This is a genomic window from Natronolimnobius baerhuensis, from assembly GCF_002177135.1.
GTDB lineage: Archaea > Halobacteriota > Halobacteria > Halobacteriales > Natrialbaceae > Natronolimnobius > Natronolimnobius baerhuensis.
The window spans coordinates 548,182-573,534 of sequence record NZ_MWPH01000002.1 but is presented as its reverse complement, the minus strand read 5'-3'; the positions used below and the strand labels follow the sequence as shown (position 1 = coordinate 573,534).

The window sequence follows — 25,353 nt, the reverse complement described above, 5'->3', positions numbered from 1 at the left end:
CAATATCGACAAGAAATTGAAGACCCGATTCGAAGGTGTCGATATGACATCCGATTGGGAGTGGGATTGGGATTCGATTACGCACGTGACGAAAGTCGACCCCGAGAAATCGCTCCCCGCGGACCTCTCGGTGCTCGAGGGAACCGATCTGGTGATGATTGGCGGCTCTGACGGCGTAACCGCCCAGAACACGCTCGAGGCAATCGAAGCGATTCAGGATTCAGCCCTCGACATCCCTGTCTGGCAGGAACCCTACCGTTCGGATCACGTTTCGACGGACACAATGGAAGCCGTCGACGGTCTCTCCGTCCCGGCGGTCTACAACGGCGACTGGGACCACTTCGTCGGCAAGCACATCGATCTCTTTACCACAGTCGGACGCAAGCCTGCAGAGACGCTGGCCTCGAGCGTCCCGCTCGTCGGCGGCCTCGTCGAATCGAAAGGCATCGAAAAAGTCGCTGAACTCACCGACTCGCTGTTCGGCGAGGGCTACGTCGTCCAGCACCTCGAGTCTGCGGCGGCCGACCGCGCAGGCGTCGAAACGACCTACACACCCGAGGAAGTTGCCGGCGCTGCCCTGGCAACCGAATCGTTCTACGGCTTTCCGGTCTTTTACATCGAATACTCTGGTACCTACGGCGGTCCCGAAGACGTCGAGGCAGCCGCGGACTATCTCGAGGAGACGACGCTGTTCTACGGCGGCGGCATCGACAGCGCCGCAAAAGCCGAGGCAATCCTCGAGGCTGGCGCGGACGCAATCGTCGTCGGCGACTGTTTCCACGACGATCCGGAGCAGTTCCGCGAGACAATTCCCGATAGATAAGACTCGGTAAGGAAGAGTACGACGCGCTGTGCGCGTCGTTTCACGCGAGACACGTCGTGCCTCGCTGGCTCTCGTTCGCGTGGTGCGCTTACGAGAACCCCGAGCGCGCCGGTAGCGCGCTCGGTCTTTTTTCATCGACGGCCGCAAGAGCGACGCTCTTGCTGCGCCCATCAGAAATCTTCGATTTCTGAGGAAGCTTTTTGCCGGAGGTTGAGCGACCGGCCCGCGGCCGGTCGCGAGGCCTCCGGTAAAAAAGTTCGTCTTTAGAACGTCTCTTCGATGATTTCGCCGACTGCGAAATTCGATTTGACTTCGGTGACTTCGATTTTGACGCGGTCGCCGACGTCGGCCCCTGGGACGATGATAACGTAGCCCCGTTCGACGCGTGCGATCCCGTCGCCTTGCTTGCCGATGTCTTCGATCTCGACATAGCGGGTTTCGCTCACATCGACTGGTGGCTGTGGTTCGGATGGCGCACTCTGGGGTTGTGCGACCGTTTCCCCATCGGACTCGAGATCCTCATCGCGCGAGATGAGTGCAACGCGATAGACATCCTCCGGGTCGATATCGCCGGTTTCAACTTCTTGACGCGGTACCTCGATGACATATCGATCCTCCTCTGCTGATACCTCGCTACTGAACAGACACAGGAGCTTTTCAGATATTTCCACAGGTAGACCCTCATTATCGACTCTACGGCCCATGCATAATAGATCTACCGACCAACAGTCGTAATTATCGGTGTCGAACCCGCTCGAGCGTCGGTTGTGCCGAGCTGGGAGGATCGTCCCAGCACGTTACTCCACGGTGGGAACCGAGATCGTCGCAAACCGCGAGAGATCGAGTTCGGCGTTCGCTGCAGTCTGGGCGTCACTGATGGAGTCGTAGGGACGATTAACGACGAGATCGCCTGCCGTTCGGTCGCCGATCCCCGGAATCGCGGTGAGTTCGTCCATCGACGCGGCGTTAAGATCGAGCGGGTGTGGAACACCAGTCACCGACCGATAACCGTGGTCGACGACGGCGACGTCGATTATCTGGCCGAGGTCGCGTTCGCCGGGAATCCCGACAAGCAGCGGGTACGTGCCGAGTTGGCGACCGAACGTCTTTCCATCCTGATGGTACTCGAGGTGGACATCGGGAAGGACGGTTCCCGGCGGGGCGACACGCTCGAGCATCGGCTGGTCGATCTCCTCACGGATTTCCTGTTTGTAGCGTTTGAACAGTTGCTTGTGTTCGTTTGCGATTTCAGCGCCGGTATCGGACATATCGGTACCAGCGAAGGCCATCACCTGCCGGATGTTGATCCGCCGGAGCATGTAGCCCTCATCGTAGACGCGCTCTAGGAATTCGCGATTGTGCTCGTACGTCTCCTCGCGTTCGGCTTTGAGCCCGTGTAAGAGATTGATGCCAGGCAGCAGTTTCGGCAGGCGGTTCGGCGCGTCGTCGCCGAAATTCGGTGCCGTCTCTCTGTCGCCGCCGGGACGCCACCCTCCCTCTTCGTTGACGATTCGAACGGCTTCGAAACACTCCTCGGCGCTGACGTTCAGGTTGTTTTCCTCCTGTACCAGCGGATCAGCCGACTCGAGGCCGAACGCGGCCGTGTCGCCGGGCGTGTTGTGTTCGGCGATGATCCGGATCCCCTCCCGAGACTTTTCGGGCCAGTTGACGATGGTGATGGGGTTCATATTGTCCAGATGCAGCGTCTCGAGGTCGGGCGCGACTTCGCGGATGCCGCTGTAGAGTTGGCGCAAGGCGTCGGGATTCGGCGCTTCACCGTCGCCGCCGTAGGCGAGGATGTCTGCCTGACGGCCGATTCGGAAGTTGCGGACGCCGTGGTTCGACAGTGCATCGACCTCGCCGACAACCGTCGGCGGCGGCCGGAACTCGGGATTGCCATAGAGTGGCTCCGTACAGAACGAACAGCGATAGGCACAGCCGCGAGAAGTCTCGAGTTCGGCGATAAGATGATCCGGATGGTTGGGATGTTGCTCGACGATGAACGCGCCGTCCTGAGCCCAGCGCGAGACGTCGTCGATGTCTCGCATCCGGTTATTAAAGCCCTCGAGACCGCTGTCGACGAGGTCGTAGACGGCAGCCTCGACGTCACCTTTAGCGACGAAATCGAAGTCCAGATCCTGGCGTTCGGTTTCGGTGGCGCCGGCGTTTTCGTCGCCGACGCCGAACTTGACGGGGCCGCCCATCAGGCTCGTTCCGCTTGCGGTCCAGGCGAGTTTTCGGACTTCGTCGGGTTCGGCCGGTGTGCCGCCGACGTACTTTCCGGGGACGGTCATCCCGCCCAGATAGATCATGAGATCGGCGTCATCGACGTCGCGCCAGCGGCTGGTCTCCTCGCGCAGGCCATCGATGGTATGGTAGGTGATCTGCTCGCGGGGGACCCCCGCGTCGACGAGCGCGCCCGCTGTGTAGCGGGGATACGTCGAAATGTACGGCGGCACCCCGAAGTGTGCGGGTTCGTCGACGTAGCCGTCGACAATCGTCACGGACAGCGTCTCGGGGTCGGTCATAGACTGCGATAGCGCCTCGAGTGGTAAAACGGTGACTACACGGGTCGACGGACGGTCCTCGACGACGACACTCGAGTGCAGTGATATCGTGCCGCAACCCGGACGTTGATAGGGAGGCTGGCACTATATGAGGGTATGCCACCGACGGAAGAGGTCGTCTGTACCGACGATGATTGTTTCCTCGATTTATTCGAGAACCACTACACCTACGATGTGCCCGACGAGTTCGACGTCTCATCGCTGTCTTGTCCAGTCTGCGGTGGGACGGACTGTCTGGAATCGGTGGAACTCTAATCGGTTCTCAGTTCGAGACACCGTCAGACGTTTATTTATTCACCGACAAAATCAATAAGAACGTGGTTCACGTACGTCTTGATCCGGAGATGTCCCCCGCAAATCGGTTTGTCCCCAGTCGCGTTTCAATCGAGTCCACGGCGTGCACTCGACACGCTGTGAGAGGTGAATACAGGTGACGCTCAGAGAGTTCGGTCGATCAATCAGTAACAACGTCTATCGACAGGTTGGACGGACAAACAGCTACCTGCAGTCCAATCGGTCGCTCCCGGTCGATGTCCTCGAGAGCGAGTCCGCATATCTCGTTGTCTTCGATGCGCCGGGAACCGAACCTGAGGATATCGAGGTGCGTTATCTCAGCGGCAGCGTCAAGATCCGTCTCGAGCGCTATCGCGAGTTCCGTGATCGATACGATGTGCGGTTCCCGGGCCGCGGACTGGAACTCGATGGCGACGTTGCTCTCCCCGGCGATGCAGTTGTCAATCCCGACGCGGGTACGGCACGACTCACCGAGCACGGGACGCTTCGGATCGAAATTCCGAAAGATGAGAGCCTCGCCGAGGAGACTGACGCCGACGGTGACGGTGAAGACGAGCACGCGGTTGCCGACCACGACCACACCGAACACGCCGACAGTATCGAACCCGGTGAGGTCACTGTCAACGACTGATAGCCCCTCGGCTTTTCTCGAGCGATCCGTCTCGAGTCCTATTCGGTACAACTCGAGCGCGTAACGGCTACGCAGGTCGAATTGAACGGCGCTGTTGAAATCCTTAGTCGGTGATACGTTTTAGGAGTCGTGCTGAATAGAGAGCGCGAATGTCGCACAGGATGTAGTTCGATTTGCGAAGATAGTGATCGTTCAGTAGAGAGCGTGATTGAACGGTGAATAGAGAAAGGCGAGCGCGGGGTCAATGTAGGCGCGACGAAAACAGTCCAAGAACTGTGATACTCCAGAAAAGGAGTCCAAACCCATAGAAGAGGAGACGCGCCCGAACTGGAATGTCGGAGGATACTCCTGGCCAGAATTCCATATGCTCGGTCATCTTTCTCACCTCACTACCCTCATCGTGCCCGATCCTACCCATAGGAGCTACTCCAGAAGTACCACCATGTCCAGTAGTGCCACCACCCAGAGCCATACAGAAGATGCCAAGGCCAGCCAGTCCTAAGATTACTACCCCCGAATGGGTGAGACCGTACGCAAGACCGACGGTTCCGCCACCTATCACGCCAGTATCCCTCGCCAGGGGTTTCAATAACTGTGTCAAATCCATATCCAGTAAGAGCAGACAATCAACTGAAGGGTATCAACTTTTGGCATCCTATTGATTGATTCGCACCTGTAGTGGGCGGTGGTTTACCGATTTCGGAGTGGTACAAACAGAGTCGTCGTGCTACACTCATGCTCTGTATTCAGCACCCGAATTCTATCAGCCATTGAAGATTCCGACAGAGCCAATCGACCACAAAAGCTCTTACTGGTACTGTCGAAGTGGTCCGTATGACCGACGATTTCTCGTTCGATGGCCGCACACTGACAGCCGTTTCGAACGAGGGCGATGGTGAGGTGGGCGCAGAGACGGTATTTCACTTCGAACAGGACGGCGACCGGATATACGCGAGCTACAGCGGTGGTGACGTTGTCGACGGCCATCTGGTCGGCACCGTCGATGGCACCCAGTGGGATATCCGCTACGTACAACTCAATACGGCCGGTGAAACGGCGACCGGCCACTCCATCGGCGATATCGAGGTGCTCGAGGATGGCCGGCTCAGCGTCGAAGACGAGTGGGAGTGGGAGTCAAAACCCGGTTCTGGGACGTCAGTCCACGAAGAAATCCGGTAGGCCGCTATGAGGACTCCTCGTCCCAATCAACCGTCATCCCTTCACTGATCGAAAACGCTTCGTCGCCGTCGAAACGCGTCGGATCGAAGGCATCGATGCCATCGCCGCCGAGAATCTCTCCAGCGATTCGCTCGCCAATCGCTGGCGCGCGCATGAACCCGTGTCCCTGGAAGCCGGTCGCGACGTAGACGCCATCCTCGAGATGTCCCACGAGGGGGTCGCGGTCAGGGGTCGCCGTACAGAGGCCTGCCCAGGCGCGCTCGAGGGAGAACTCCGTCTCCGGATACCGGTGAGATACACGCTCGAGGAGGTCCGCGGCGAACTCGTCGTTCGCGTCGCGGTCGTACTCATCCGGGTCGGCCTCGACTTCTTCGGTGCCGTCGCCTGCGAGGAGACCGTCGGGGTGTGGGCGAACGTAGAACTCGTCCGTCGCGTCGTAACAGATAGGTTCCGTGAGTTCGCCTGCGACGCTCGCGACGAGTGCCTGGACGCGGTAGGGCTTCATTGCAATCGGGAGCCCCGCATCCGCGAGGAGCCGTTTGCTGTGTGCGCCGGCAGCGACGAGGACGGCGTCGACTGGGTGCTCGCTTCCGTCCTCGAGGACGACGCGTGTCGGATCGGTTTGAACCTCGACCGGCGTCTCGGCCTCGAGTGTCGCGCCTGCGCCGGTCGCAGCGGCGACGAGACAGGCGGTGTAGCTTGCAGGCTCGGTATAGCCCGCTGCGCCAGCGATACCAGCGACGGCAACGTCGTCCGCTCGCAGCGCGTCGAAGCGATCCGCCAGGGAATCGGCGTCCATCTCGAGGGCGACGACGCCGTGGTCTTGCATTCGACTCACCTGCTCGCGAATGGCATCTGCGCGCTCGTCGTCGCCTTCGCGAACCAGCCAGATGTAGGGGCACTCGACGAACGGGAACGTCTCGTCGCCCGAGAGTGCGCGAAAGCGTTCGATTGCATCGCCTGCAATCTCGGCGTCCAGCGGGTCAGCAAAGGCATCGTAACAGATGCCGGCTGCACGCCCGCTCGAGCCACTTGCGACCTGTCCGCGGTCGTACAGCGTCACGTCGGCCCCCTCGCGCGCGAGGTCATAGGCCGCCGTTGCGCCGACGGCACCCGCGCCGACGACGGCGACCTCGAGATCAGTGCCGCGGTCGACGAAGGCGTCTGCGCCGACGGCGAGGTCGGGGTCTGCATCGGCGGTGACGTCGCCGCCAACCGATCCGCGTTGGTCGTCACTCATCGTCCCTCACCTGCCAGTGCGTGCTTCTGGCGGACAGTGTGCCTGCGTCGGACTCGTTTCATTGTGTCTGTCTGGCTGCCGGAGTCCCTTATACGCTCGCCTGATCAGGGTCGAAAAAACAGCGCAGGTTACTCCACGAACGGCTCGAGCGACCGCGCCGGATGGCCGACGATAGTCGTCGCGCCCGCCTCACGAAGTGCATCCGTCTGGTGGCGAATCTCCTCGGCGGACCCGACGAGTGCGTAGTCGCTGACTGCATCCAGAAGCACCTCGCGGACGCGACCGGTTGCCCGCGAATCCGTCGGCGCGTCTGCGGGCAACGCCTCGGCGACAGGGCGACGCCGGGAAACGTACGCACCCACCGCGTCGAGACGTGCATCCTCATCCGCCGTAAGCACTGTCGGCGCGTACATCACGATATCGCCGGCAAATCCGGCCGTTCGCAACGCGCGCAGTTCACTGTGGGTCCGACCAGTGAGCAGATCGAACTGCGTTGCCCCTGTTGCCATCGCAATCCGTTCGACGCTTTCGGTGCCGACCCACGCGCCTGGCTCGGCCTCGAGGGCAGCGCTGAGCCGCGGTGCAACGGCACGACGGCGCTCCTCGTCGGTTAGGTAGGCTGGGTGGCCAGCGACAAGCACGCGGTTGACCTCGTCGGGCAGCGCCTCGAGTCTCGAGTTATCGCCGAGCGGGTCGAAGCCGTCCGCGCGGACGGGCGTCGTCAGTCGAACCTCGGCGTCGGCGACAAGCGCCTCGAGCGTGTCCGTGTCAGGGAGATGCTCGCGGCCTTCGTAGTCGATGGTGATCGTCTCAGCGGGGATGTCGAGCGCCCGCGAGACGGGACATTCGGCTGGTTTGAGTGCGATTGCGTCCAGTCCGGTCCGTGCGACGGTACTCGTCGTTAACATTGTGAGTCACCTCGCGCGATGCGAGCGAAAGTGGCGTCGGCGACAGGTCGATAACGGCGGGCGCGAAACGCGCCCTCACGTCCGTGCGACATAGCTCTGCTGTGAGTGGGACGCGCAAAAGGCTGCCGTTCCCACTCCTTATTGCGTTCGATCAATCCGTTCTGGGGCTTCGAACTTGGTCGCCAACTCGAGCAGTTGGACCAGAATCCGGCCGGTTGCGCCCCAGACGGTGTAGCCGTCGACGTGGAAGTAGTGGATGACGATATCACCGTAGTGGGGGTGCTCACGGCGTTCGTACTCGTAGTTGGCCGGGTCGAGCAGTCCTGACAGCGGGAGTAAAACGATTTCTGCGACTTCGTCGCCGTCGCGCTCGTACGCCCGGTCGGGAACGCGAGCAACGAACGGCGTGACGGCGTACTCAGTCACCGTCCGAATATCGTCGAGTTGGCCGACTATCTCGGCTTCGTCCGGCCCGAGACCGATTTCTTCGTTCGACTCTCGAAGTGCAGTCTCGAGAATCGAGTCGTCGATTGGTTCGGCCCCGCCGCCGGGAAAGCTCATCTGTCCGGGATGTTTCCCGAGGTGGTCGGCTCGGCGGGTAAACAGCAGGTAATCGCCATCTTCGCGCTCGATAATCGGTGCGAGGACGGCCGCATTCTCGGGCTGGTCGTCAATCTCTCGGGGTTCGTGGGCGGCAATCGGCTCGAGCGTGAGTGTGTGGTGGGCGGGAGACATAGTGGCCTCACTCGATGGCGGCTTCCAGTCGGTCGCGTTCGTCAGCAAGGTCGACCGGAGCCCAGGCTTCGATATCGTAGCTGATGTCGAGGAGGTCGTGGAGACGGGTCGTGTCCTCGCTCGCAGCGACGGCGTCGTCGACAGCATCCTGAAACTCCACGCGTGCCTGCTCACCGAGGGCGTCGCGGTCGAGACGCCGGCGCTCGACATCGAGGATGTGTGGCACGTCCTCGGCGTGAGCGGGGACGGTCGGAAACGCCGTTGGTCCGGCAACCAGCAGGGGGTCGCCGTCCGCTCGGTCGTACTCGAGTAGGGCAAACGAACTGCGTGCCTCCTCGAGAGCAACCTCGAGTGCGTCCCCATCGACTGACTGGCCGTCGGCGCGGTAGGCAGCTTCGGACAGTGCGCGCTCGAGTTCGGCGCGCGTCAGGCCGCCAAAGAGGTCGACGACGCCCGCCAGTTCGTCGGCCGTTGCATCCATACGCGGGTACACGGGGGGTTCCCGGATTAGTCTTTAGCTTCGTGCCGTCGTGACCGGCGGGCGCTGCAGTTCCAGCGGCCGCCAGCACTCGCGGTCACTTCCGGACGCGCGAGTCGACGCGGGGCACGTCTGTCGGCTCAGCCCCATCAGTCCAGGGCTGGGCCGCCTCGACGACTGCTGCTGGCTCGAGCGAGGCGTCCGCCCAGCGCGGCAGTCGCCGGTCCGCCCCGGGCGGAGAAATCGCGCCTGCATAGCGCTCGAGTTGGTCGTGTTCGCCTGCGGGGTCGTACTCAAGGCCGTTGAACGCCGCGTCGGCTTGGTACTGGTCAATTAGCTCAGAACCCGCGGCTCGATAGCGCTCTGGCAGTGTCTCGTAGTCTGGCTCGAGACCGCCAGCCTCGAGTACGCGAAACAGAGTTGCGCCGACCTCGCGGCTCATTCCCTCGAGGCCGGTCTCACCGGCGACCGCGCGGTGATCGTGGACGTGTCGGCCGAGGTCGACCTGTGCAGTGCCCGCAAAGCCGGCGTGCTCGAAGGCATCACCGAGTGTCCCGACCTCGAGTCCCCAGGTTCGAGGCGTTTGCAATTGTGTGGCGAGATCCGCGGTCATCGCGAACTCGCCGGCCAGCGCGTATCGGAACGACTGCAGATACTCGAGGATTTGCGCGTCGTGCTCGCTCGCAATCGCCCGAAGCAGGGGTGCATAGAACAGTCGAAAGAGTCGCCCGTAGAGGCGGTCGTCTTCGATTCGGGCGTAGTACCCCTTCGCGAACTCGAAGCCGGCGTCCATCGCAAGCGGCGCGAGGAGGCGATGAACGTGGTCGACGGTGTAACTTCGCGCATCCGCATCGTGAACGACGACGTACTCACCGGCCGCCGCCGCTGGCCCGAGTGCAAGCCAGACGTCGCGGCCCTTCCCGAAGTCCCCGTCGAGACCGGCGCGTGCAAACAGCGCGTCCACTGTGGGCGCGTTACACCAGAGGACGCGAATCGGGAGCGAAAACGACGTGAGCCACTCGCGAAACGGCTCGATTTCGTCAGGATCGGCGCGAACGGGGACGTACACGGCTGCCGGCGCAGGCTCGAGCGACTCGAGTTCTGAGAGGACGCGCGCAGCGGCGGGGTTGCGGTGTTCGCGCGCGGTCATCGGAACAATAACGGCGGTGTCGGCGATGGGACTCGAATGAGCCGCACCGCCGCTGGCGTCGGCGGTATTGGCCGTATCCAGGTCAGTGGCCCCCGATTCCGTCCCCAGCCCGCCGAAATCGTGGAGCGTCGCGATTCGCTCCTGTACGTACTCCATCGGTGGTGTGTTCGGCTGAACCGGTAAAACGGCCACGACTCCGGCGAGCAGTGTACACCATTCGTCAAACGCCTGCCAGACGGCACTGGTGAAAGCCCCCGGTCTTTTTCTCCCCTACCTTCCTACAGGGTGAACATGAGATCTGTCCGGAAGGCACTCCGCGAAGGCGAACTCGATAAGGACACCTACGACCGACTTGTCTGTGGTGACTGCGACCAACCACTGAAGACCGAAAACGACCCTGACTCGATCAAAACGGTCCGGATCTGTCCGGACTGTGACGCCGAGTGGAAAGAGATCCGATAACACACGCAACTCGAGGCTGAGACCGAGACCGGCCGCCCACGGGGCAGGGCGAATCGAACTATACTGCAGTCTCGAGCACTGCATCATTTTGCGTCGCTGTACCTGATATCGTCCAACCCGTACGCGAACGTCCCGCCGAGGAACCCGATCAGCGCTCGCCAGACAGCGACGAAAAGAGCCGGTCTTCGAACTCGGCTTTGTCGATCCCATCGGAGGGACCGATCCCGCGCATGTGTTCGATAGAGACCTGTCCGCCACCCATTCGGGCGTGGCCACCGGCATTTGCCATCGGAATGTCACTGACAGCGTGGCGAAGCGTCTCACCCATATGGACTCTATCATCTCGAGAGCGCCCAGAGAGGTGTAGCGTGCCGTCGTTCGAGCCGTAGACGACGACTGCCGTCACGCCCTCCAGATGCATGAGTTCGTCCGCCGCCTGGGGAATCGCGTCCGTGTTTGAGACGGGACCGACATCACAGATCGCAAAGGGACCTTCGACGCGCTTTTCCGTGATCGCTGTTGCTTTGATCTGGAGCACGTCGTCACTGACCTGCGGGTTGGCGATCCGATCAAGGAGGTCCTCGTCGATCCACTCATAGAGGGCTGCACACGCGTCGAATTCCGCCCTCGAGCAGCCGTTCGTGAGCTGATTCGTATCCGACTGTACGCCGTAGAGCAGGCCGGTTGCGAGTTCTGGAGAGATGGCGTTGTCGTCGGCCATCGAACCGATATCACTCAGGTACTCGACGAAAATCGTTGCCGCTGCGCCGTACTCCGTGCGCACGTCGGTAAACTCCGTTCCCGTCCCGTTTCCTGGGTGGTGGTCGATGACAGCAATCGGTTCGACAGTCTGGGCACCCGTAAAGCCGCGTGGGGTGTTGTGGTCGACCAGGACGGTCGCCTCGGCCGCGAGTTCCGAACTCGACTCGATCTGTTCCATCTCGAGGTCGAGGACGGTTCGAAACGCGCGATTTTCCTGATGGCGGATCTCGCCAGCGTACTGGAGCGTCGTCTCGGTACCGACGTCGGCGGCGATTGCGTCGACGGCCATCGCACACGACATTGCATCCGGATCCGGACTCGGATGCATCAACACCGTCACCTCGTCGTAGTCTGCGAGGACGCGTCGAAAGTGTACACCGGCTGGTCTGCGAAACCAGCGAACGAACCACCAGAGCCCCAATACGAGGCCAACAGCGCCAAGCACCAGCAGCGATAACACCAGCGGGTCGAGTGACTGCAGCGTCTCGGTGAGATCGTCGACCGCTGTGACAGGACCCGTCCACGCCCCCGCTTCGCCCCCGGTGAACGCACTGCTCCTCGTCACGTCCCCGTCGCTCATACCAGACACTCAAAGTGAATACCCAAGAAGGTTCCCCCGTTTTACCCGAACTGGAGCGGTCTCGTTCCGATTGCGATTGCTTACCCGTCGCAGTATTCCTCGAGTGCGTCGCGATACCCCTCGCGATACGTCGGGTAGGCAAACTCGTAGCCGAGATCCCGGAGGTACTCGTTCGAACAGCGCTTGCTCGTCAGAATCCGTCGACGCGCCGCCTCGGAGAGTTCACCCGCCTCGAGTCGCTCAGATTTGGTCTGCTTTGGCGGCTCTGGCAGGTCACACTCGCTTGCGAGCCAGTCTGCAAACGCCCACTTCGAGACCGGTTCGTCATCGACGACCTGAACGACCTCGCCGCGGGCGAGATTCTCTGTGAGCAGGTACCGGACGGAGCCAGCGGCGTCGTCGCGGTGCACCATGTTCAGATAGCCCTCCGTGACTGGCCCCTCGAGATAGCGCTCGAGGCGGTATCGTTCGGGTCCGTAGAGTCCTGAAAAACGGGCAACCGTGCCTTCGAAATCGTATTCAGCTGGGCGCTCGAGGGCCACGCGTTCGGCTTCAGCGAGGACCTCGGTTTTCGCCGTTGTCGGCTCGAGTGGCGTTTCCTCGTCGACCCAGTCGCCGTCGTGGTCGCCGTAGACGCCGGTCGAAGACGTATAGATGAGACGCTCGGGAGTCGTCTCGCGCTCGCCAAACGCGTCGATTGCCGTTTTCAATCCGTCAACGTAGATCTCGCGGGCGGCCTCGGCGTCCCGTCCACCGCTGCTTGCAGCGAAGACGAGCGCGTCAGCGTCGGGGACTGCCTCGAGGTCGGCGCGGTCGGTTATATCGGCTTGTACAGCCTCAAATCCGGCGTCCTCGATCCGCTCGAGACCGTCCGCCGAGCGTCGAACCCCAATCGGTCGGTGTCCGCGTGCAGCAAGTTGACGACCCAACTCACAGCCGACGTGCCCACAGCCAAGAATTGCAATGTCCATGCCTCGAGTCACGGCGGCGGACAAATAGCGTCACCGCTCGAGGCAGTACTGCGAGTGATACGGATTGCTGTAACGATGTACCGGCGGTGAGTCGAACCGTGTGAGACGAGTCTCGGTGGAGGAGTACAGCGAGTCCACCGTTGCAACCGCCGGCCGGGTCGCGGTTGCACCGGAAATGACTTACAGTAAACCGTATGCGTCGGCGACAGCGAAGAGTGGAGACGAACGGAACCGGCTGGGACAGCTACGGCGTGTTAGCCACGATTGCGTGCTGGATGTGGACGTACTCGTCGAACGACATCGGCGCGCGCTGTTCGATCTTCTGTTGAATCTCCTTTGCATCCATCTCGATGGCGAGTTCACTCTCGAGGGCGTCGACATCGAGGACTGCCGTCGTCATTCCCAACAGGAGATGTTCGCAGGCAATCGTCACGAGTGTCTCGGCATCAGGCGCACCGTCTGCCAGGGCCTGAATCTGGGCTGCCTCCTCGAGTGAGAGTTCGGGTTCATCGCCCGCGAGCACGGCGTCGAGACGCTCGCGCTCGAGATCGGTGGCCGCCGCAGCGTCGCTGGCATCGGTGTCGCTGGCACCGGCGTCCTCGAGCGCGCGCTCGAAATCATCCTGATACTCCGCGCGTAGCTCCGCAGGCGTTTCCGGCACGGTTAGTCGCTGTTCGTGGAACATATCGAAGAGTGACAGCGCTCGGCCACAAGTGGATTGCCATCCGGCGATTCGAGCGCTCGGCAGCGTCAGCCAGCGGTGTCACTCGAGGTCAGCGGGTGCAACTCAACTAGTCAGTTCGCCGGAGGACGCCTGTGTCGAGGTACTGCCTCCCAGTTCGACTGCTCGAGCACGGTCGACGAACGAGCAAACCTCATCGAAACGAGAGCCTGGTGCGACCGCCTCGCGGTCGGCGTCGTACTCGATTGCGCCGTGGTCTGCAAGTCGTGGGAGATGAGTGTGGACCAGCGTTGCTTTCACCTGTTTCGTCTCGGATTCGGTGACTGCTGGGGCTGGCGTCTCTTGCTCCCAGGCAGTCAGGCGACGGGCGAGCGTGTCGACGGTCCACTGTTCCGATTCCAAAAGCAGGTACAGCAACTGTCGACGGCAAGCGTTGGAGAGGAGTTTATACGTCCGGTCAATGGTCTCTGGATGCATCTGAGCCGACGTCATGCTATATTCGTTCCATCACGAAAGTGGATAGAAATCTTCTCCCAACATAATTTGGAAGTCACGAGTGTTGATAGCTCTCTGCCCCTTTTGTACGAGTTTGTGCATTTTGGAATATATCCTGAGTCGCCTCGAGCCGTCGATTCACATCACATCGCCATCACGAATCGAGCTAACAGTTTCTCGATCCGGCAGCGCCGTCATTGCGCCGGGAGCCGTCGTCGCTGCCGCGCCGACCGCGTTAGCGAACGCGATAGCCTCCTCGAGACCGCGTCCCTCGTGGAGGGCAACAATCGCGCCCCCGACGAAGGCATCGCCCGCGCCGGTCGTATCGACCACGTCGGCGTCGTAGCCCGGATGAGTCGCGGTTCGTGGCCCTGACCACGGAGCAGCCTCGCCCGTGACAGCGAGTGCGCCCGCACTCCCGCGGGTTGCAAGCACCGTGTGCGGGCCGGCCTCGAGCGCCCCGCGAGCGCGCTCTGCGACAGTTTCGCCCGCAAAGCCGAGCGCCTCGAGTTCGCCGCCGGTCGCTTTCAGTACGTCGGCGTGTGCGAGCGCGTCGCGACAGACCGACCGGAACGTCGCCTCGTCGGGCCACAGTTCCGGGCGCGCGTTCGGGTCGAACGAGGTCGTCACCCCCGCTGCTGTGGCACGCTCGAGGAGGTCGAGCGTCGCCGCCCGCGAGCGGCCACTCGAGAGGGCGACGCCGCCCGCGTGGACCCACTCACAGTCCTCGAGCACGCTATCGGCGATTTGCCCCGGCTCGAGGCGCGTGTCGGCGGTATCCTCACGGTAGAACGAAAAGCTCCGGTCGCCGGTGTCATCGTGGGTGACGAACGCGAGCGTCGTCTTCGCTGCCGGGTCGAGTTCGACGAATCGGTCGGAAAGTCCGCGCTCCGCGAGCGTGTCCCGGAGGTAGCGTCCGAACGGGTCATCACCAACACGCGTCCAGAACAGCGGGGTGCACTCGAGGCGAGCGAGCGCGACGGCGACGTTCGCGGGCGCGCCGCCGGCGCGTCGTTCGAATCCCGAAACGTCGGTAATCGGGCCGGGTCGCTCGGGGAGGAAATCGACGAGTGTCTCCCCGGCGACGAGGATGTCGGCGTTCATGGCAGGTCTTTCTCAGGCGGCCGATAAGACGTTGTGGACTGGGAGCGTCGTCGGCACTCGTCTCGAGGGTCGTGAGTGTCACCCACTCGAGCAGACACGAGACTATTTTGCACTCACTGGTGTCGAAGGCGTATGGTCTCGTTTACCACAGGTACTGCTGTCGTCACTGGCGGCGGCTCGGGAATCGGCCGAACGACTGCACAGACGTTCGCAGATCGCGGCGCAAACGTTGTCATCGCTGATCTCGACGCCGAAGACGGCGAGGAAGTCGTCGCAGAGATCATCGACGCGGGCGGCGACGCGATGTTCGTCGAGACGGACGTCACCGATCCGGACGCGGCCGCTGCGATGGTTGACACCGCCGTCGACGAGTACGGCAGCCTCGACTTTGCGTTCAACAACGCCGGCATCGGCGGCGCACAGGCACCGGTCAGCGAGTACGACCCCGAGGACTGGCGCGCCGTGATCGACGTCAACCTCGTGGGCGTATTCAACTGCATGCACGCCGAACTCGAGCAGATGCAGTCCCAGGACGACGGCGGCGTTATCGTCAACAACTCCTCGGTCCTCGGAAAAGTGGGCTTCGCAACCTCCTCAGGTTACTCGGCGGCAAAACACGGCGTGCTCGGCCTGACGAAATCGGCCGCCCTCGAGAACGGCGAAACCGGCGTTCGAATCAACGCCGTCTGTCCCGGCTTTATCGAGACGCCACTGCTCGAGGAAGGCGGGATTACGAGTGACCCCGAGATGCGTGAACTGATCGAGAGCCGCCATGCGATGAACCGACTTGGGACGACAGACGAGGTCGCAGCCGCCGTCGTCTGGCTGTGTAACGACGAGGCATCGTTCGTCACTGGGGAAGCGCTCGGCGTCGAAGGTGGCTACCTCAGCCAGTAAGCAGTCGCGTCTCGAGCAGCAAAAAGAGACCGCGCTTACGCGTCGAAACCGCCGCGGTGGACAATCGTCTCGAGGTCCTTGCGGCCGCTTGGCTGTTCACGCTCCTGCAGATCGTCTGGCAGCGACTCGGGTGGCGCGCGCTCGCCAATCGCGACCATTGCCTCGACGGCGTACTCCTCGGGCACCTCGAGTTCCGCAGCGGCGCGCTCGTAATCGAAGCCGGCCATGCCGTGGACGGCCAGATCGCGGCGTGCGCCCTCGAGTGCGAGGTTCTGCCAGGCGGAACCAGTGTCGAACGAGTGTGTTGGCGCGGGTTCGCCGTTGTGGTCGAACGTCGTCTTCGAGACGATGACGGCGAGGACGCCGGCATCGGTCGCCCAGTCCTCGTTCCCGCCGAGCAGCAGGTCGGTGAAGGTGTCCCACTCGTCGTCCTCGCGCGTCGCGTAGATGAACCGCCAGTGCTGGTTATTGAACGCCGAGGGTGCCCAGCGGGCGGCCTCGAACAGCGGCAGGAACTCCGACTCCTCGAGCGGTTCGCCGGTCATCGCGCGTGGCGACCAACGATTCACGAAGAGCGAATCGATGTCGTAGTCGGTCTCACGGTGGTCGGTCGCAGCCGTCTCGAGATCCAGGCGCTTCGAAATAGTCTCTTGCATTATCCCCTAATTCGAGCGCGACACACATATAATATTCTGGACACGAGTGTTACCGGGTTACACCGATGTCGTCGACTCGTGTGTGCATTCGGCATGCGTAGTGGCGACAAATAGAACTGGCATAAACTCGATAAGATGGCGATTTGCTGACCGCTCACGCGTCGAGCAGTTGCTCGAGATCGAGCACACGAAATAGTAGGAAGGAACGAGTCGGAGCCGTTAGTCGTCAGCCGGCGTGGCCGCACCGCGTTCGACGTCGATTTCGCCAGCGTCGAGTTTCGCTTCGACGTTGCGGGCCGCTTCGACCATGTTCGCCATCTTGCCGTAGGCGACATCGCGAGGCAGGAGCTTCACACCGCAGTCAGGTGAGAGGACGAGCTGTTCCGGCGGCACGACCTCGAGGCCCTTCAGGATGTTCTCCTCGATCTGTTCGACGGATTCGGCCTCGGCGACGTGGACGTCGGTGACGCCGAGTGCGAGGTCCGCGGTGAACTCGGGGTCTTTGAACACGTCGAGCTGGTCGTAGTCGCCGTTTGCGAGCTCGAGGTCGAACTCGTCGACGGGGAAGTCGAGGATTTCGGGGTAGATCCGGGAGTAGTCGCCGTAACAGACGTGCAGGCCGATGCGGACTTCCTCGGGGATGTCCTCGACGATGTGCTCGAGTGCCTCGCCGACGATGGCGTGGTCATCCGGGGTGGTCGCGAGTGCGGGCTCGTCGATCTGGATGTAGCGTGCGCCGGCCTCAACGAGCTTTTCGATCTCCTCGTTGACGAGGTCGGCGAGTGCGTAGGACAGTTCGGCGTCGTCCTCGTAGGCCTCGTTGAACGCCCAGCTTGCGAGCGTGTAGGGACCCGTAATCGGGACCTTGACGGGGCGGTCGGTTGCGTCGGCGATGAACTTGTACTCGTCGACGAGCCAGCTTTCGTCGTACTCGACTTCCGTGACGACCGACGGCTTATCGAAGTAGTTGTGTCCCCAGACTTTGACGGGGCCGTTGAACTCGTAGCCCTCGATGCGGTGGGCGAAGAACTCGACCATCTCGTTGCGCCGCATTTCGCCGTCAACGACGACATCGAGGCCAGCGCGTTCGTGTTCCTGCGTGATCAGGCGCGCAGCGTCGTCTTCGGCCTCCTGAAAGTCGTCTTCGTCGAAGCTGTGATCGGGGTCTTCGTAGAGTTCTTTCGCGCGGTTGAGCCACTTGGGCTTCGGATAGCTGCCGACGACGGTCGTCAGCAGGAAGTGATCGTTGTCGTGGTCCTCCGGTCGGAATTGGTCTTTGTTTTCGTTGCTCATGCTGCTTTCACCTCCGCGAGTTCCGCGGCTTCGGCGAGGACGGCGAGTTTGTCCTTGAACTTGTTGTACGGCAGGTAGAACGTCTCCGTGTTCGTCGTCAGATAGACCGTCTCGAACTCGGCGGTTGGAAGCTGGTCGTAGACCCAGTCGACGCGGTCGCGGATCGCTTCCGCGTCCTCGACGAGCGTGCTCTGCCCGTCCGCCAGTCCGAGCGAGATGTCGTCGGTCGCGCCGTACTCCTGAATGTTGTAGAGATTCTCGTCCTGGTTCTCGACGAAGTCGAAGCCGACTGCGTCGATATCCGCATCGAGCAGGTGTGCGTACATCTTCTCCTCGAGTGCGCCCCAGTAGGGCTGGACGACGACATCGGCGTCCGTTGCACTCGCGACCTGATCGATTGCCTCGCTCGCGCGTTCGTCCGCGCCGTCTTCTGGTGCGGACTCGACGAGCGATGGCTCGAGCAGGAACAGGGTCTCGTGCTCAGGGAAGGCCTCGAGTTCGCCCTCGAGGAAGTCAGCGATTGCGCCGAGGAACTCGGCGTCGTCGCCGTAGTGGTCGTCGGTCGCGAGGTCGGCGAGCGAGTACGGGCCGGGAAGGACGGCCTGCAGGTCGCCGTCGGTGAGTTCCGCGGCCGACTCGAGTTCGGATGCGACGTCGCCCGAGAAGTCGAGGTCGCCCTGGACGACGGGGTCGCGATAGAAGTTGTTGTTGTCGTAGTAGCGGACGATCCCCTGAGTGTCGACGGCGTCGTGGACCGCAAGCGGGTGGGCGAGCATGTCGTCCCAGCGCAGTTGGCCCTCGCTGATACGGTCGAGACCGGCGGCCTCCTGTGCGCCGATCACTTCTTCGCGGCCCTCCGCGTAGGCCGCGGTAATCTCGTCGCCCTCATCGCCGCTGATGAGGTCGTGTTTCTGGTGGCCCTTCAGATCCGAAAGGTCGTCTTTCGCCCAGTCCGGGAGCGGAAAGAGTCCCGGCGTGGTCGAGACGTACTCAGTCATTGTAGTAGCGGCTAGGCTATACCGACGCTTAATATTTTCCATCCTCGTTAATGCGTTACAGTAATTGTTAGAGCCTGGCACGGACCCGGTATTATCAGTGGCCGTTTTGGTAGAGTATTGTCGTATCGCAACTGTCTAAGCCCTATAGAGTTTTGTCGTTGTTCATTCTTCTGGATATTTTCCCAGAGCTATTTTAGTTAAAGATGGAAATGCCTTGTATGCCCTATAGACGAGCAGTTCTCGGAACCACAAGTACCGCCGCTCTGATAACCACTACCGGATGCCTGGGATCGATTCGCGAACGCTTTTCATCTGACTCGCCAGTCATGCTTGGCCAGGTCATCTTTGCAAACACATCTGATTCAGACCAAACCGGAGATTTAGTCGTGGTTCAAGACAATGAAATTAGTCATTGGCGTTCATTCTCCGTTGACGGAATGGATGAAGAAACATTTAATCAGATTCGAATTCCAGAAGCAGAACTTGGTGGACCTATTGCGGAATACCAGATTGGAATTTCCGTTGAAAACATCGAAACAGAGTGGTTCAATCTTTCGGATACGGTGCCCGAAGGAACGATTGAAAGGTGTCAACGAGAACAAGAATCATTACTATTTGAGATGAATATTAGGTCTGATGAGTGGATTGGAGTGACTGCTGCTTGTGAATAATTGTATGACAAACGAGTCCCGGCGAGACGGTTTCACAGACGGATTCTCGAGCAGATACTTTTTCTACACGACCGACAATACAGGTGTATGAACGGACGCTCGCTCCACTCACTTCGCGTCCGACTCGCGGTAACGCTTGCGCTGCTCGTCGCGCTCGCGGTCGGGGTGGTCGCCGCCGTCGCGTGGGCGACCTACACGCTCGTCGGCGCAGTTGACCGCACTCGAGTCACCGCAGTTTCGGACGCCGGCCCGCTTCTTGTCGGCCTCCTCGTGCTCGCGGCGTGTGCAATGGTCGTCGCCCACAGCCGCTACGGCTACCGGCGCGTCCTCGAGTCCGTCGACGCCAGCCCGCTCGAGGCCGACGATCCCGATACACACGGTCTCCGGCCCCACGTCCAGCGATTCGCACAGGCTGCAGATGTCGAAGTGCCCGCAGTCGCGGTCGCCACCGAGCGCGAGCCGACGAGTTTCACGGTCGGCAACGGCACCGATGCAACCCTCGTCGTCACGGAGGGACTGCTCGAGGTCCTTTCCGAGGACGAACTCGAGGCGGTCCTCGCCCACGAAGTCGCGCACCTCGCAAACCGGGATGCAACTGTTGCAACCGTCGCAGCGACGGTTGGTTCGATCTCAGAGGGACTGTTCGCACGCGAGCGACGCATCGGGACGTGGCTCCAGTTTCTGCTCACGATTGGCTCAGTAACGGTCGTGCTCGTACTCGTCGCCATTCCAATCCTCGTTCTCTCGGTCGCCTATTTGGTCGTCAGCGTCCTCGCCAGGGTCGTCCTTGCAGCCGGGGCGATCACCGTCGGTGTCCACGCCCAGACCAGAGAGTACGCCGCCGACCGGGCGGGAGCAGAACTCGCCGGTGATCCCGCCGCGCTGGCAAGCGCCCTCGAGACGCTCGCCGCGGCCGGGCCGCCCGAAACCGACGCTCGGACGCAGTTTCACGCCAGTTCGACGCTCGGAATCGTCCCGTACGCGCTTACGGATACCGACGAACCGGGCGTGCCCTCGAGTCTCGCCCGCTGGGTCCCCGATGCGGACAGCGAACTGGACCGCGCGGCCTGGGTGCGGGGGCTCTCGAGCGCGTCGGGGCGAGTCGGCCGCGCGCTCGAGTGGCGGCCGTCGACGCACCCGCCGGTTGCCGAGCGAGTCGAGCGGTTACGTCGGCAGGCTCGAGAGTCGTAACAAGTACGGTGAGTTTGTATACTCACTCGAGGGCGAGCAGTGCGTACTCTTCTGTCTCGACTTCGGCGACGACGTAGAGTGTGCCGTCGTCGAGAACTGGACCAGGACCGACGCGCCCCGCAAACTCCCGTTCGAATCGCACGGCGGGGCCGCGGTCTGGACTGCCACCGGGCGTCGGGTCGAGCGCGTGGAGGCGATCACCGCCGACGAAGACGGTGTCGCGCCCATACACCGGCGCGGTGTGTCGCCAGTCGCCAATCTCGTGGCTCCAGTACTGGTCGCCCGAATCACGATTGAGAGCTTGCAACTGACCCCCAGCGGCGAGAAGAACGAGTCCGTCGGCAAAACCGATGCCGCGTTCGGTCCAGCTGGCATCGGCCGTCCATATCGGATCTACCTCTTCGTCAGCCAGTGCGTACGTCACCCCGTCATTGCAGGAAACATACAGTGCGTCGCGACCACCCGTTGGCGGACACATCGGTCTCGTCGGGAGTTGCCACTGCCACATGCCGTGTCCGGTCTCCGTGAGTAGATAGACCATCCCGGCATCGGTCACGACGACGACGCCGTACGGACCAAACGTGGCAGCATGATCGAGCACCCCACCGAAAACCTCCCGTCGCCACTGTATCGACCCGTTGTCGGGCTCGAGGGCGACAATTTCCTCGCCGACGCCACAGAGGAGTTCCCGCCGGGTGCGAAGTGCCGCCGTGACCCTTCCGGACACATCGAACTCGTGTTCCCACAGTACGTCGCCGCTTGCAGGCTCGAGGGCGTACACCGTGTTGCTCACCGCAGTGTAGACCGCGCCATCCCGGACGATTGGTACCGTGCTGGCGTCCTCGAATGTCCAGAGTTCCGCCCCGTCAGTTGCATCCAGTGCGCGGAGGTTTCGCTGTGACTCGACCACGTAGACAACGCCATCGGCGACCACAGGTTCCTGATAGGTGGTTTGGGTGGTCTCCACTCGCCAGCGTTCGGTCACGTCTTCGACGGGGGCTTTGCCATCACCAACTGCGCGCGTATTGGACGCGTTACAGCCGAAACTCGACCAACTTCCGTTCGCGCCGAAAACGTGGCTGTCGGGATCTGGCAACTCGTCAACGCCGGACGGCGGCGGCTCATCCGGTGAGGGCGACGATATCGGCAAGCGGGCCGTACACCCCGCGAGCGCGGCGCTTCCGGCGAGCGCACTCGCAAGTAGAGCGCGACGTCTGGAGGGCATCGCTCGAGGTATTCTCAACCCGTTGAAAAGTAAGTTCGGATTCAGGTTACCGGAACAACTCGAGGACAGTCAACGTCTCAAACGGAAACGACTCGTCGGCGACCGCGACGGCGCTAAAGCCGTTCTCTCCGGCGCGTTCGACGACCTCGTCGACGCCGGTCAAACTGCTCACGAGCAGGTAGACGACGCCGTCGGGAGCGAGTACCCGGCTAACTGCCTCGAGGAACGGATTGATGACCGCGCGGCCGTCCTCGCCGCCCGAGAGCGCATGCTCCATCCAGTCGTCCCATTCGTTTTCGGGATCGGTCGGGAGGTAGGGCGGGTTGAACAGAACAGCGTCAAACGCGCCGTCTGCGAACGGCGAGACGAGATCAGCCTGCACGGACTCGAGTCCCTTGTCGCGGGCCTCTCGAGTGGCGTGCGGGTTCAGATCCGCGGCGATCACGCGTGCGCTCGTTTCTTCGCTCACGTGGGCTGCGACGTAGCCCGAGCCGGTGCCGACCTCGAGAGCGAGCGGCTGCTCTTGTTCGTCGCTGCCAGCCCTCGCCTGCAGGCGCTCGGACGCCGCCTCGGCGAGCAGATAGGAGTCCTCGGCCGGCTGGTAGACGTCGCCGCCAATATCGCGATGTTCCTTGAGCCCCATCTACTCTCCCTCCGGCGATGTCATGCGGTGTTCGTGGCCGTCCGTCGACTCGTCGGCTGGCGGTTCCGCGCCCTGGGTTGCGACCTGAAAGCCGTTCGTTTCGGCTCGGCCAGTGAGTTCGCGCTGTGGGTAGGGAATCTTGATTCCCTCTTTGTCGAATGCCTCTTTGATCGCGTTGATCGCCGTCGTTCGGGCAGTGGTGTACCGGCGTGCGGTCGGGTTGTCGATCCAGAATCGAACGCCGAGGACGACCGCTGAATCCCCGAACTCCTTGGTCACGACTTGCACTTCCGGTGCCGGCAGTGACTCCTCGAGGTCGGACACGGTTGACTGTGCGAGTTCAGCCGCGTGGTCGACATCGCTGCTGTAGTCGACACCGACGTCGACCTCGACACGCAATCGGCCACATCTCGAGCGGTTCGTGACAATCTCTGAGGAGATCAGATCGTTCGGGACCATGATGTACTCGCCGTCGAAGGATCGAATGCGGGTGTTGACAATCGAGATGTCGGTGACGATTCCTTGCTGGTCTTCGACTTCGATCCAGTCACCGATTTCAAATGGTCTGGCAAACATGAGAACGAATCCGGAAAGGATGGTTCCGAGCACCTGCTGGGCGGCCATCCCGACGACGATTCCGAGGAAGCCAGCACCGACGAGGAGGCCGCCGAGGTCCTCGACCCAGACGCTGAGAACGATGACGGTTGCGGCCGACCAGATGATGACCTGCGAGATACGCTGGGTGATCTCGCGCTGGTGGTCGGTCACGGCCGACGCGCTATCGAAAACCTCGTTGATCATCCGCTTGATAAACCGCGTGACGATCAACGCGCCGACTGCCAGAATAAAGGTTACAATCGCCTGTGCGATGACCTCGCCGCCGATATCGTGTTCCGTAGATAGATCCTGTGCCTCTCCTACCCAGTCCCAGACACCGACGACAATCGAAAACGACACCAGACAGGTCCCGATGAGCACGACCGTCGAGACGATATCGCCGTACAGCGGGCGCGTTCGCTCACTCACCCACGACTGCAACCGACGGTAGGTCAGCAAGACGAGCAGTAAGAGACCGGCGGCTGCAAGCGTCACGGCGACCTTCTGTTCGGTCGACTCCGTCACCCCGGCGAGCCAGTTGAAATCGAATACTCCGAGATCCATAGTGAGTCTCCGTCTCTCGCATCTCTCGTTTCCGGGGGCTTGAGTATCCGTCGATCAACGCGATCTGTGTCTAGCAGCCTGAACGGTCACAATGTCGATTATGTCGTCGGCTCGCCCACCTCGAGTGCCACCTGTGCAAGCGCGGCAAACTCCGCAGGAGCCATCGCGTCAGCCCGCTTCTGAAGTATGTCGTCGTCAGCCGCCTCGACGACCGCCTCGGGGGCCTCGAGCCTCGAGATGTGGGCCGTGTTTCGGATCGCGTTCCGGATCGTCTTCCGGCGCTGGGTGAACAGTGCCTTGACGAATCGCAGGAAGAATTCCTCGTTGTCGACCTCGTAGTCGGGGTCTCGCGGCTCGGCGCGGATGACCGCACTTTGGACGGCGGGTGCCGGCGAAAACGCTTCTTTCGGGATCGACTCGACGAGTTCGACGTCCGCGTAGTGTTGCGTCGAGACGGACAGCCGACCGTACTCCGACGTTCCCGACTCGGCGACCATCCGCTCGGCGAACTCCTGCTGGAACATCAACACGAGCGGCCGCCCTTCCGGGAGCAGTCGGAATGTAACCTCACTCGAGACGCCGTAGGGAAGGTTCGAGACTGACGCCGTGAAATCCGGGAGGTCGACCTCGAGTGCGTCCCCCTCGATCACAGTCAGTCGACCAGCGTCGATCTCCGCTCGAAACTCCTCCTCGAGAAACGCGGCGAGTGTTCGGTCGCGCTCGATGACGGTCACCTCGTCGGCAATCGCGAGCAGTCGGTCGGTGAGCGCGCCTGTTCCGCCACCGATCTCAAGCAGATGGCTCGTGTCGACCTCGAGGTCCTCGAGGTAGGTTGGCAGTCGGTCCAGAACGCGGTCGTCGACGAGAAAGTGCTGGTCGCGGTCCGGATCGCCACGGACGCCCGCCCGGGCGATCAGTGCATCGGGATCTCTCATTGCCGGCGTTTTGAGGTGGGGCAGTGTAAGCCCAGCGTCTCGCCGACGAACCGATATCGAGGAAAACGAGTAGTGCGGTCGCGTTAGATCGTCTCGCTGCGGACGTACGTCACCGGACACGGCGCGGTGAGCAACACGCGCTGTGCCGTGCTGCCGAAGACGGCCTTGCCGGTCGGGGAGCGCTTGCGGCCGCCGACGATGATGTTGTCCGCATCGACTGTCTCTGCGAGTTCGACGATCTCTTCAGCCCGGTCACCGACGCCAGCGCGGATATCGACGTCGATCCCTGCCTCATCCAGTCGATCCGTAATTTCGCCGATTGGCTCGGTTTCCTTTGCCAGCGTCTCCGGCGAGAGATCCCGGTTCTCGAGGTCGATACCCATCTGGTCGATGGCATCGTGGTAGTTGTGGACCTCGTTTTCGTACTCGTCGGATTCGATGATGTGTGCCAGGACAACGGTGGCATCCGTTGGCTCGGCAACGGCAATCGTCTGATTGACAAGTGCATCGACGCGGTCGCTATCGCCCGGTCCAATCGCAAGGAGAATCGTCTCAAGCATAATACTTCTTTCAGTTCCTAGCTTCTTAAACGTACTGGATCCGCCACAAAACAAGAGTTTTG

The 25,353-nt window shown here is 61.8% G+C and carries 28 protein-coding genes; 8 read left to right on the top strand and 20 right to left on the bottom strand.

Annotated features, from left to right (window positions below; translation table 11 throughout):
• Positions 1–43: 43 nt before the first annotated feature.
• Positions 44–823 (top strand): heptaprenylglyceryl phosphate synthase, encoded by a 780-nt coding sequence (locus B2G88_RS09145; protein WP_087714942.1) that lies wholly within the window; start codon positions 44–46, stop codon positions 821–823.
• 263 nt (positions 824–1,086) lie between these two features.
• On the opposite strand, the gene B2G88_RS09140 is transcribed toward B2G88_RS09145, so the two are convergent.
• Together B2G88_RS09140 and B2G88_RS09135 are read right to left on the bottom strand one after the other, a co-directional pair.
• Positions 1,087–1,494, bottom strand: coding sequence for a TRAM domain-containing protein (locus B2G88_RS09140; protein WP_087714595.1), 408 nt, complete (start codon positions 1,492–1,494; stop codon positions 1,087–1,089).
• A 126-nt stretch (positions 1,495–1,620) separates the two neighbouring features.
• Positions 1,621–3,351, bottom strand: coding sequence for a radical SAM protein (locus B2G88_RS09135; RefSeq protein ID WP_087714594.1), 1,731 nt, complete (start codon positions 3,349–3,351; stop codon positions 1,621–1,623).
• Positions 3,352–3,486: 135 nt separating this feature from the next.
• On the opposite strand from B2G88_RS09135, the gene B2G88_RS19540 reads away from it, so the two are divergent.
• The 3 genes from B2G88_RS19540 to B2G88_RS09120 all read left to right on the top strand — a co-directional run bounded on the left by B2G88_RS19540 (position 3,487) and on the right by B2G88_RS09120 (position 5,494).
• Entirely contained in the window at positions 3,487–3,645 is a 159-nt protein-coding gene (locus B2G88_RS19540) for a DUF7559 family protein (protein WP_176393206.1), read from the top strand.
• A 175-nt stretch (positions 3,646–3,820) separates the two neighbouring features.
• Positions 3,821–4,315 (top strand): Hsp20/alpha crystallin family protein, encoded by a 495-nt coding sequence (locus B2G88_RS09130; RefSeq protein ID WP_054862358.1) that lies wholly within the window; start codon positions 3,821–3,823, stop codon positions 4,313–4,315.
• A gap of 834 nt (positions 4,316–5,149) precedes the next feature.
• Positions 5,150–5,494, top strand: a complete 345-nt coding sequence (locus B2G88_RS09120) for a hypothetical protein (protein ID WP_054862359.1) — start codon at positions 5,150–5,152, stop codon at positions 5,492–5,494.
• A gap of 4 nt (positions 5,495–5,498) precedes the next feature.
• Here B2G88_RS09120 and B2G88_RS09115 read toward each other — a convergent pair whose 3' ends face one another.
• The 5 genes from B2G88_RS09115 to B2G88_RS09095 form a co-directional block, all read right to left on the bottom strand.
• Entirely contained in the window at positions 5,499–6,734 is a 1,236-nt protein-coding gene (locus tag B2G88_RS09115) for an NAD(P)/FAD-dependent oxidoreductase (protein WP_087714592.1), read from the bottom strand.
• Between the two features lie 128 nt (positions 6,735–6,862).
• The gene (locus B2G88_RS09110) at positions 6,863–7,642 is read right to left on the bottom strand and encodes a DUF7388 family protein (protein WP_087714591.1); all 780 of its coding nucleotides are present in this window, start codon (positions 7,640–7,642) and stop codon (positions 6,863–6,865) included.
• 138 nt (positions 7,643–7,780) lie between these two features.
• A complete protein-coding gene (locus B2G88_RS09105) occupies positions 7,781–8,377 on the bottom strand; it encodes an NUDIX hydrolase (RefSeq protein WP_054864217.1) in 597 nt (198 codons plus the stop codon).
• A gap of 7 nt (positions 8,378–8,384) precedes the next feature.
• A complete protein-coding gene (locus B2G88_RS09100; RefSeq protein WP_054864216.1) occupies positions 8,385–8,858 on the bottom strand; it encodes a DUF7109 family protein in 474 nt (157 codons plus the stop codon).
• Positions 8,859–8,952: 94 nt separating this feature from the next.
• On the bottom strand, positions 8,953–10,161 hold the full coding sequence (locus tag B2G88_RS09095) for a glycosyltransferase family protein (protein WP_087714590.1): 1,209 nt from the start codon (positions 10,159–10,161) through the stop codon (positions 8,953–8,955).
• Positions 10,162–10,296: 135 nt separating this feature from the next.
• Between B2G88_RS09095 and B2G88_RS19535 the strand changes: the two genes are divergently transcribed.
• Positions 10,297–10,467, top strand: a complete 171-nt coding sequence (locus B2G88_RS19535) for an HVO_0758 family zinc finger protein (protein WP_176393205.1) — start codon at positions 10,297–10,299, stop codon at positions 10,465–10,467.
• 148 nt (positions 10,468–10,615) lie between these two features.
• On the opposite strand, the gene B2G88_RS09090 is transcribed toward B2G88_RS19535, so the two are convergent.
• From B2G88_RS09090 to B2G88_RS09070, 5 genes are all read right to left on the bottom strand, one after another.
• On the bottom strand, positions 10,616–11,809 hold the full coding sequence (locus B2G88_RS09090) for a DHH family phosphoesterase (RefSeq protein WP_087714589.1): 1,194 nt from the start codon (positions 11,807–11,809) through the stop codon (positions 10,616–10,618).
• A gap of 80 nt (positions 11,810–11,889) precedes the next feature.
• The gene (locus B2G88_RS09085) at positions 11,890–12,780 is read right to left on the bottom strand and encodes an SDR family oxidoreductase (protein WP_087714588.1); all 891 of its coding nucleotides are present in this window, start codon (positions 12,778–12,780) and stop codon (positions 11,890–11,892) included.
• 244 nt (positions 12,781–13,024) lie between these two features.
• Complete coding sequence (locus B2G88_RS09080; RefSeq protein WP_054864168.1) at positions 13,025–13,465, bottom strand: DUF5791 family protein; 441 nt, start codon at positions 13,463–13,465, stop codon at positions 13,025–13,027.
• A gap of 102 nt (positions 13,466–13,567) precedes the next feature.
• Positions 13,568–13,939, bottom strand: coding sequence for a DUF7344 domain-containing protein (locus tag B2G88_RS09075; RefSeq protein WP_087714587.1), 372 nt, complete (start codon positions 13,937–13,939; stop codon positions 13,568–13,570).
• 156 nt (positions 13,940–14,095) lie between these two features.
• Positions 14,096–15,061, bottom strand: a complete 966-nt coding sequence (locus B2G88_RS09070; RefSeq protein ID WP_087714586.1) for a carbohydrate kinase family protein — start codon at positions 15,059–15,061, stop codon at positions 14,096–14,098.
• Positions 15,062–15,193: 132 nt separating this feature from the next.
• Here B2G88_RS09070 and B2G88_RS09065 point away from each other — a divergent pair, with 132 nt between their 5' ends.
• The gene (locus B2G88_RS09065; protein WP_054864163.1) at positions 15,194–15,958 is read left to right on the top strand and encodes an SDR family NAD(P)-dependent oxidoreductase; all 765 of its coding nucleotides are present in this window, start codon (positions 15,194–15,196) and stop codon (positions 15,956–15,958) included.
• 35 nt (positions 15,959–15,993) lie between these two features.
• Here the strand turns inward: B2G88_RS09065 and B2G88_RS09060 are convergent, their stop codons facing one another.
• The 3 genes from B2G88_RS09060 to B2G88_RS09050 form a co-directional block, all read right to left on the bottom strand.
• The gene (locus B2G88_RS09060) at positions 15,994–16,614 is read right to left on the bottom strand and encodes a nitroreductase family protein (RefSeq protein WP_054864164.1); all 621 of its coding nucleotides are present in this window, start codon (positions 16,612–16,614) and stop codon (positions 15,994–15,996) included.
• Positions 16,615–16,833: 219 nt separating this feature from the next.
• Entirely contained in the window at positions 16,834–17,907 is a 1,074-nt protein-coding gene (locus B2G88_RS09055; RefSeq protein WP_054864165.1) for a methionine synthase, read from the bottom strand.
• Positions 17,904–18,905, bottom strand: coding sequence for a 5-methyltetrahydropteroyltriglutamate--homocysteine methyltransferase (locus B2G88_RS09050; RefSeq protein ID WP_087714585.1), 1,002 nt, complete (start codon positions 18,903–18,905; stop codon positions 17,904–17,906). Before B2G88_RS09050 ends, B2G88_RS09055 begins: the two co-directional genes overlap by 4 nt.
• Before the next feature lie 326 nt (positions 18,906–19,231).
• On the opposite strand from B2G88_RS09050, the gene B2G88_RS09045 reads away from it, so the two are divergent.
• Positions 19,232–19,576, top strand: a complete 345-nt coding sequence (locus tag B2G88_RS09045; RefSeq protein ID WP_245835337.1) for a hypothetical protein — start codon at positions 19,232–19,234, stop codon at positions 19,574–19,576.
• An 87-nt stretch (positions 19,577–19,663) separates the two neighbouring features.
• Positions 19,664–20,767, top strand: a complete 1,104-nt coding sequence (locus B2G88_RS09040; protein ID WP_087714584.1) for a M48 family metallopeptidase — start codon at positions 19,664–19,666, stop codon at positions 20,765–20,767.
• Between the two features lie 22 nt (positions 20,768–20,789).
• Here B2G88_RS09040 and B2G88_RS09035 read toward each other — a convergent pair whose 3' ends face one another.
• The 5 genes from B2G88_RS09035 to B2G88_RS09015 all read right to left on the bottom strand — a co-directional run bounded on the left by B2G88_RS09035 (position 20,790) and on the right by B2G88_RS09015 (position 25,291).
• Positions 20,790–21,992, bottom strand: coding sequence for an outer membrane protein assembly factor BamB family protein (locus B2G88_RS09035; RefSeq protein WP_087714583.1), 1,203 nt, complete (start codon positions 21,990–21,992; stop codon positions 20,790–20,792).
• Positions 21,993–22,038: 46 nt separating this feature from the next.
• Entirely contained in the window at positions 22,039–22,635 is a 597-nt protein-coding gene (locus B2G88_RS09030) for a HemK2/MTQ2 family protein methyltransferase (protein WP_054863507.1), read from the bottom strand.
• Entirely contained in the window at positions 22,636–23,796 is a 1,161-nt protein-coding gene (locus B2G88_RS09025; protein ID WP_054863508.1) for a mechanosensitive ion channel family protein, read from the bottom strand.
• A gap of 98 nt (positions 23,797–23,894) precedes the next feature.
• Positions 23,895–24,731 carry a 16S ribosomal RNA methyltransferase A gene (locus B2G88_RS09020; protein ID WP_087714582.1) on the bottom strand — a complete coding sequence of 279 codons (837 nt, stop codon included), beginning with the start codon at positions 24,729–24,731 and terminating at the stop codon, positions 23,895–23,897.
• An 83-nt stretch (positions 24,732–24,814) separates the two neighbouring features.
• On the bottom strand, positions 24,815–25,291 hold the full coding sequence (locus B2G88_RS09015) for a universal stress protein (RefSeq protein WP_087714581.1): 477 nt from the start codon (positions 25,289–25,291) through the stop codon (positions 24,815–24,817).
• Between the last annotated feature and the right edge of the window lie 62 nt (positions 25,292–25,353).

Excerpts from the sequence above, each read along its gene's own strand:
- B2G88_RS09145 (WP_087714942.1), top strand. The coding sequence starts at position 44 with ATGACATCCGATTGGGAGTGGGATTGGGATTCGATTACGCACGTGACG.
- B2G88_RS09135 (WP_087714594.1), bottom strand. The coding sequence starts at position 3,351 with ATGACCGACCCCGAGACGCTGTCCGTGACGATTGTCGACGGCTACGTC.
- B2G88_RS19540 (WP_176393206.1), top strand. The coding sequence starts at position 3,487 with ATGCCACCGACGGAAGAGGTCGTCTGTACCGACGATGATTGTTTCCTC.
- B2G88_RS09120 (WP_054862359.1), top strand. The coding sequence starts at position 5,150 with ATGACCGACGATTTCTCGTTCGATGGCCGCACACTGACAGCCGTTTCG.
- B2G88_RS09115 (WP_087714592.1), bottom strand. The coding sequence starts at position 6,734 with ATGAGTGACGACCAACGCGGATCGGTTGGCGGCGACGTCACCGCCGAT.
- B2G88_RS09110 (WP_087714591.1), bottom strand. The coding sequence starts at position 7,642 with ATGTTAACGACGAGTACCGTCGCACGGACCGGACTGGACGCAATCGCA.
- B2G88_RS09105 (WP_054864217.1), bottom strand. The coding sequence starts at position 8,377 with ATGTCTCCCGCCCACCACACACTCACGCTCGAGCCGATTGCCGCCCAC.
- B2G88_RS09100 (WP_054864216.1), bottom strand. The coding sequence starts at position 8,858 with ATGGATGCAACGGCCGACGAACTGGCGGGCGTCGTCGACCTCTTTGGC.
- B2G88_RS09095 (WP_087714590.1), bottom strand. The coding sequence starts at position 10,161 with ATGGAGTACGTACAGGAGCGAATCGCGACGCTCCACGATTTCGGCGGG.
- B2G88_RS19535 (WP_176393205.1), top strand. The coding sequence starts at position 10,297 with ATGAGATCTGTCCGGAAGGCACTCCGCGAAGGCGAACTCGATAAGGAC.
- B2G88_RS09090 (WP_087714589.1), bottom strand. The coding sequence starts at position 11,809 with ATGAGCGACGGGGACGTGACGAGGAGCAGTGCGTTCACCGGGGGCGAA.
- B2G88_RS09085 (WP_087714588.1), bottom strand. The coding sequence starts at position 12,780 with ATGGACATTGCAATTCTTGGCTGTGGGCACGTCGGCTGTGAGTTGGGT.
- B2G88_RS09080 (WP_054864168.1), bottom strand. The coding sequence starts at position 13,465 with ATGTTCCACGAACAGCGACTAACCGTGCCGGAAACGCCTGCGGAGCTA.
- B2G88_RS09075 (WP_087714587.1), bottom strand. The coding sequence starts at position 13,939 with ATGCATCCAGAGACCATTGACCGGACGTATAAACTCCTCTCCAACGCT.
- B2G88_RS09070 (WP_087714586.1), bottom strand. The coding sequence starts at position 15,061 with ATGAACGCCGACATCCTCGTCGCCGGGGAGACACTCGTCGATTTCCTC.
- B2G88_RS09065 (WP_054864163.1), top strand. The coding sequence starts at position 15,194 with ATGGTCTCGTTTACCACAGGTACTGCTGTCGTCACTGGCGGCGGCTCG.
- B2G88_RS09060 (WP_054864164.1), bottom strand. The coding sequence starts at position 16,614 with ATGCAAGAGACTATTTCGAAGCGCCTGGATCTCGAGACGGCTGCGACC.
- B2G88_RS09055 (WP_054864165.1), bottom strand. The coding sequence starts at position 17,907 with ATGAGCAACGAAAACAAAGACCAATTCCGACCGGAGGACCACGACAAC.
- B2G88_RS09050 (WP_087714585.1), bottom strand. The coding sequence starts at position 18,905 with ATGACTGAGTACGTCTCGACCACGCCGGGACTCTTTCCGCTCCCGGAC.
- B2G88_RS09045 (WP_245835337.1), top strand. The coding sequence starts at position 19,232 with ATGCTTGGCCAGGTCATCTTTGCAAACACATCTGATTCAGACCAAACC.
- B2G88_RS09040 (WP_087714584.1), top strand. The coding sequence starts at position 19,664 with ATGAACGGACGCTCGCTCCACTCACTTCGCGTCCGACTCGCGGTAACG.
- B2G88_RS09035 (WP_087714583.1), bottom strand. The coding sequence starts at position 21,992 with ATGCCCTCCAGACGTCGCGCTCTACTTGCGAGTGCGCTCGCCGGAAGC.
- B2G88_RS09030 (WP_054863507.1), bottom strand. The coding sequence starts at position 22,635 with ATGGGGCTCAAGGAACATCGCGATATTGGCGGCGACGTCTACCAGCCG.
- B2G88_RS09025 (WP_054863508.1), bottom strand. The coding sequence starts at position 23,796 with ATGGATCTCGGAGTATTCGATTTCAACTGGCTCGCCGGGGTGACGGAG.
- B2G88_RS09020 (WP_087714582.1), bottom strand. The coding sequence starts at position 24,731 with ATGAGAGATCCCGATGCACTGATCGCCCGGGCGGGCGTCCGTGGCGAT.
- B2G88_RS09015 (WP_087714581.1), bottom strand. The coding sequence starts at position 25,291 with ATGCTTGAGACGATTCTCCTTGCGATTGGACCGGGCGATAGCGACCGC.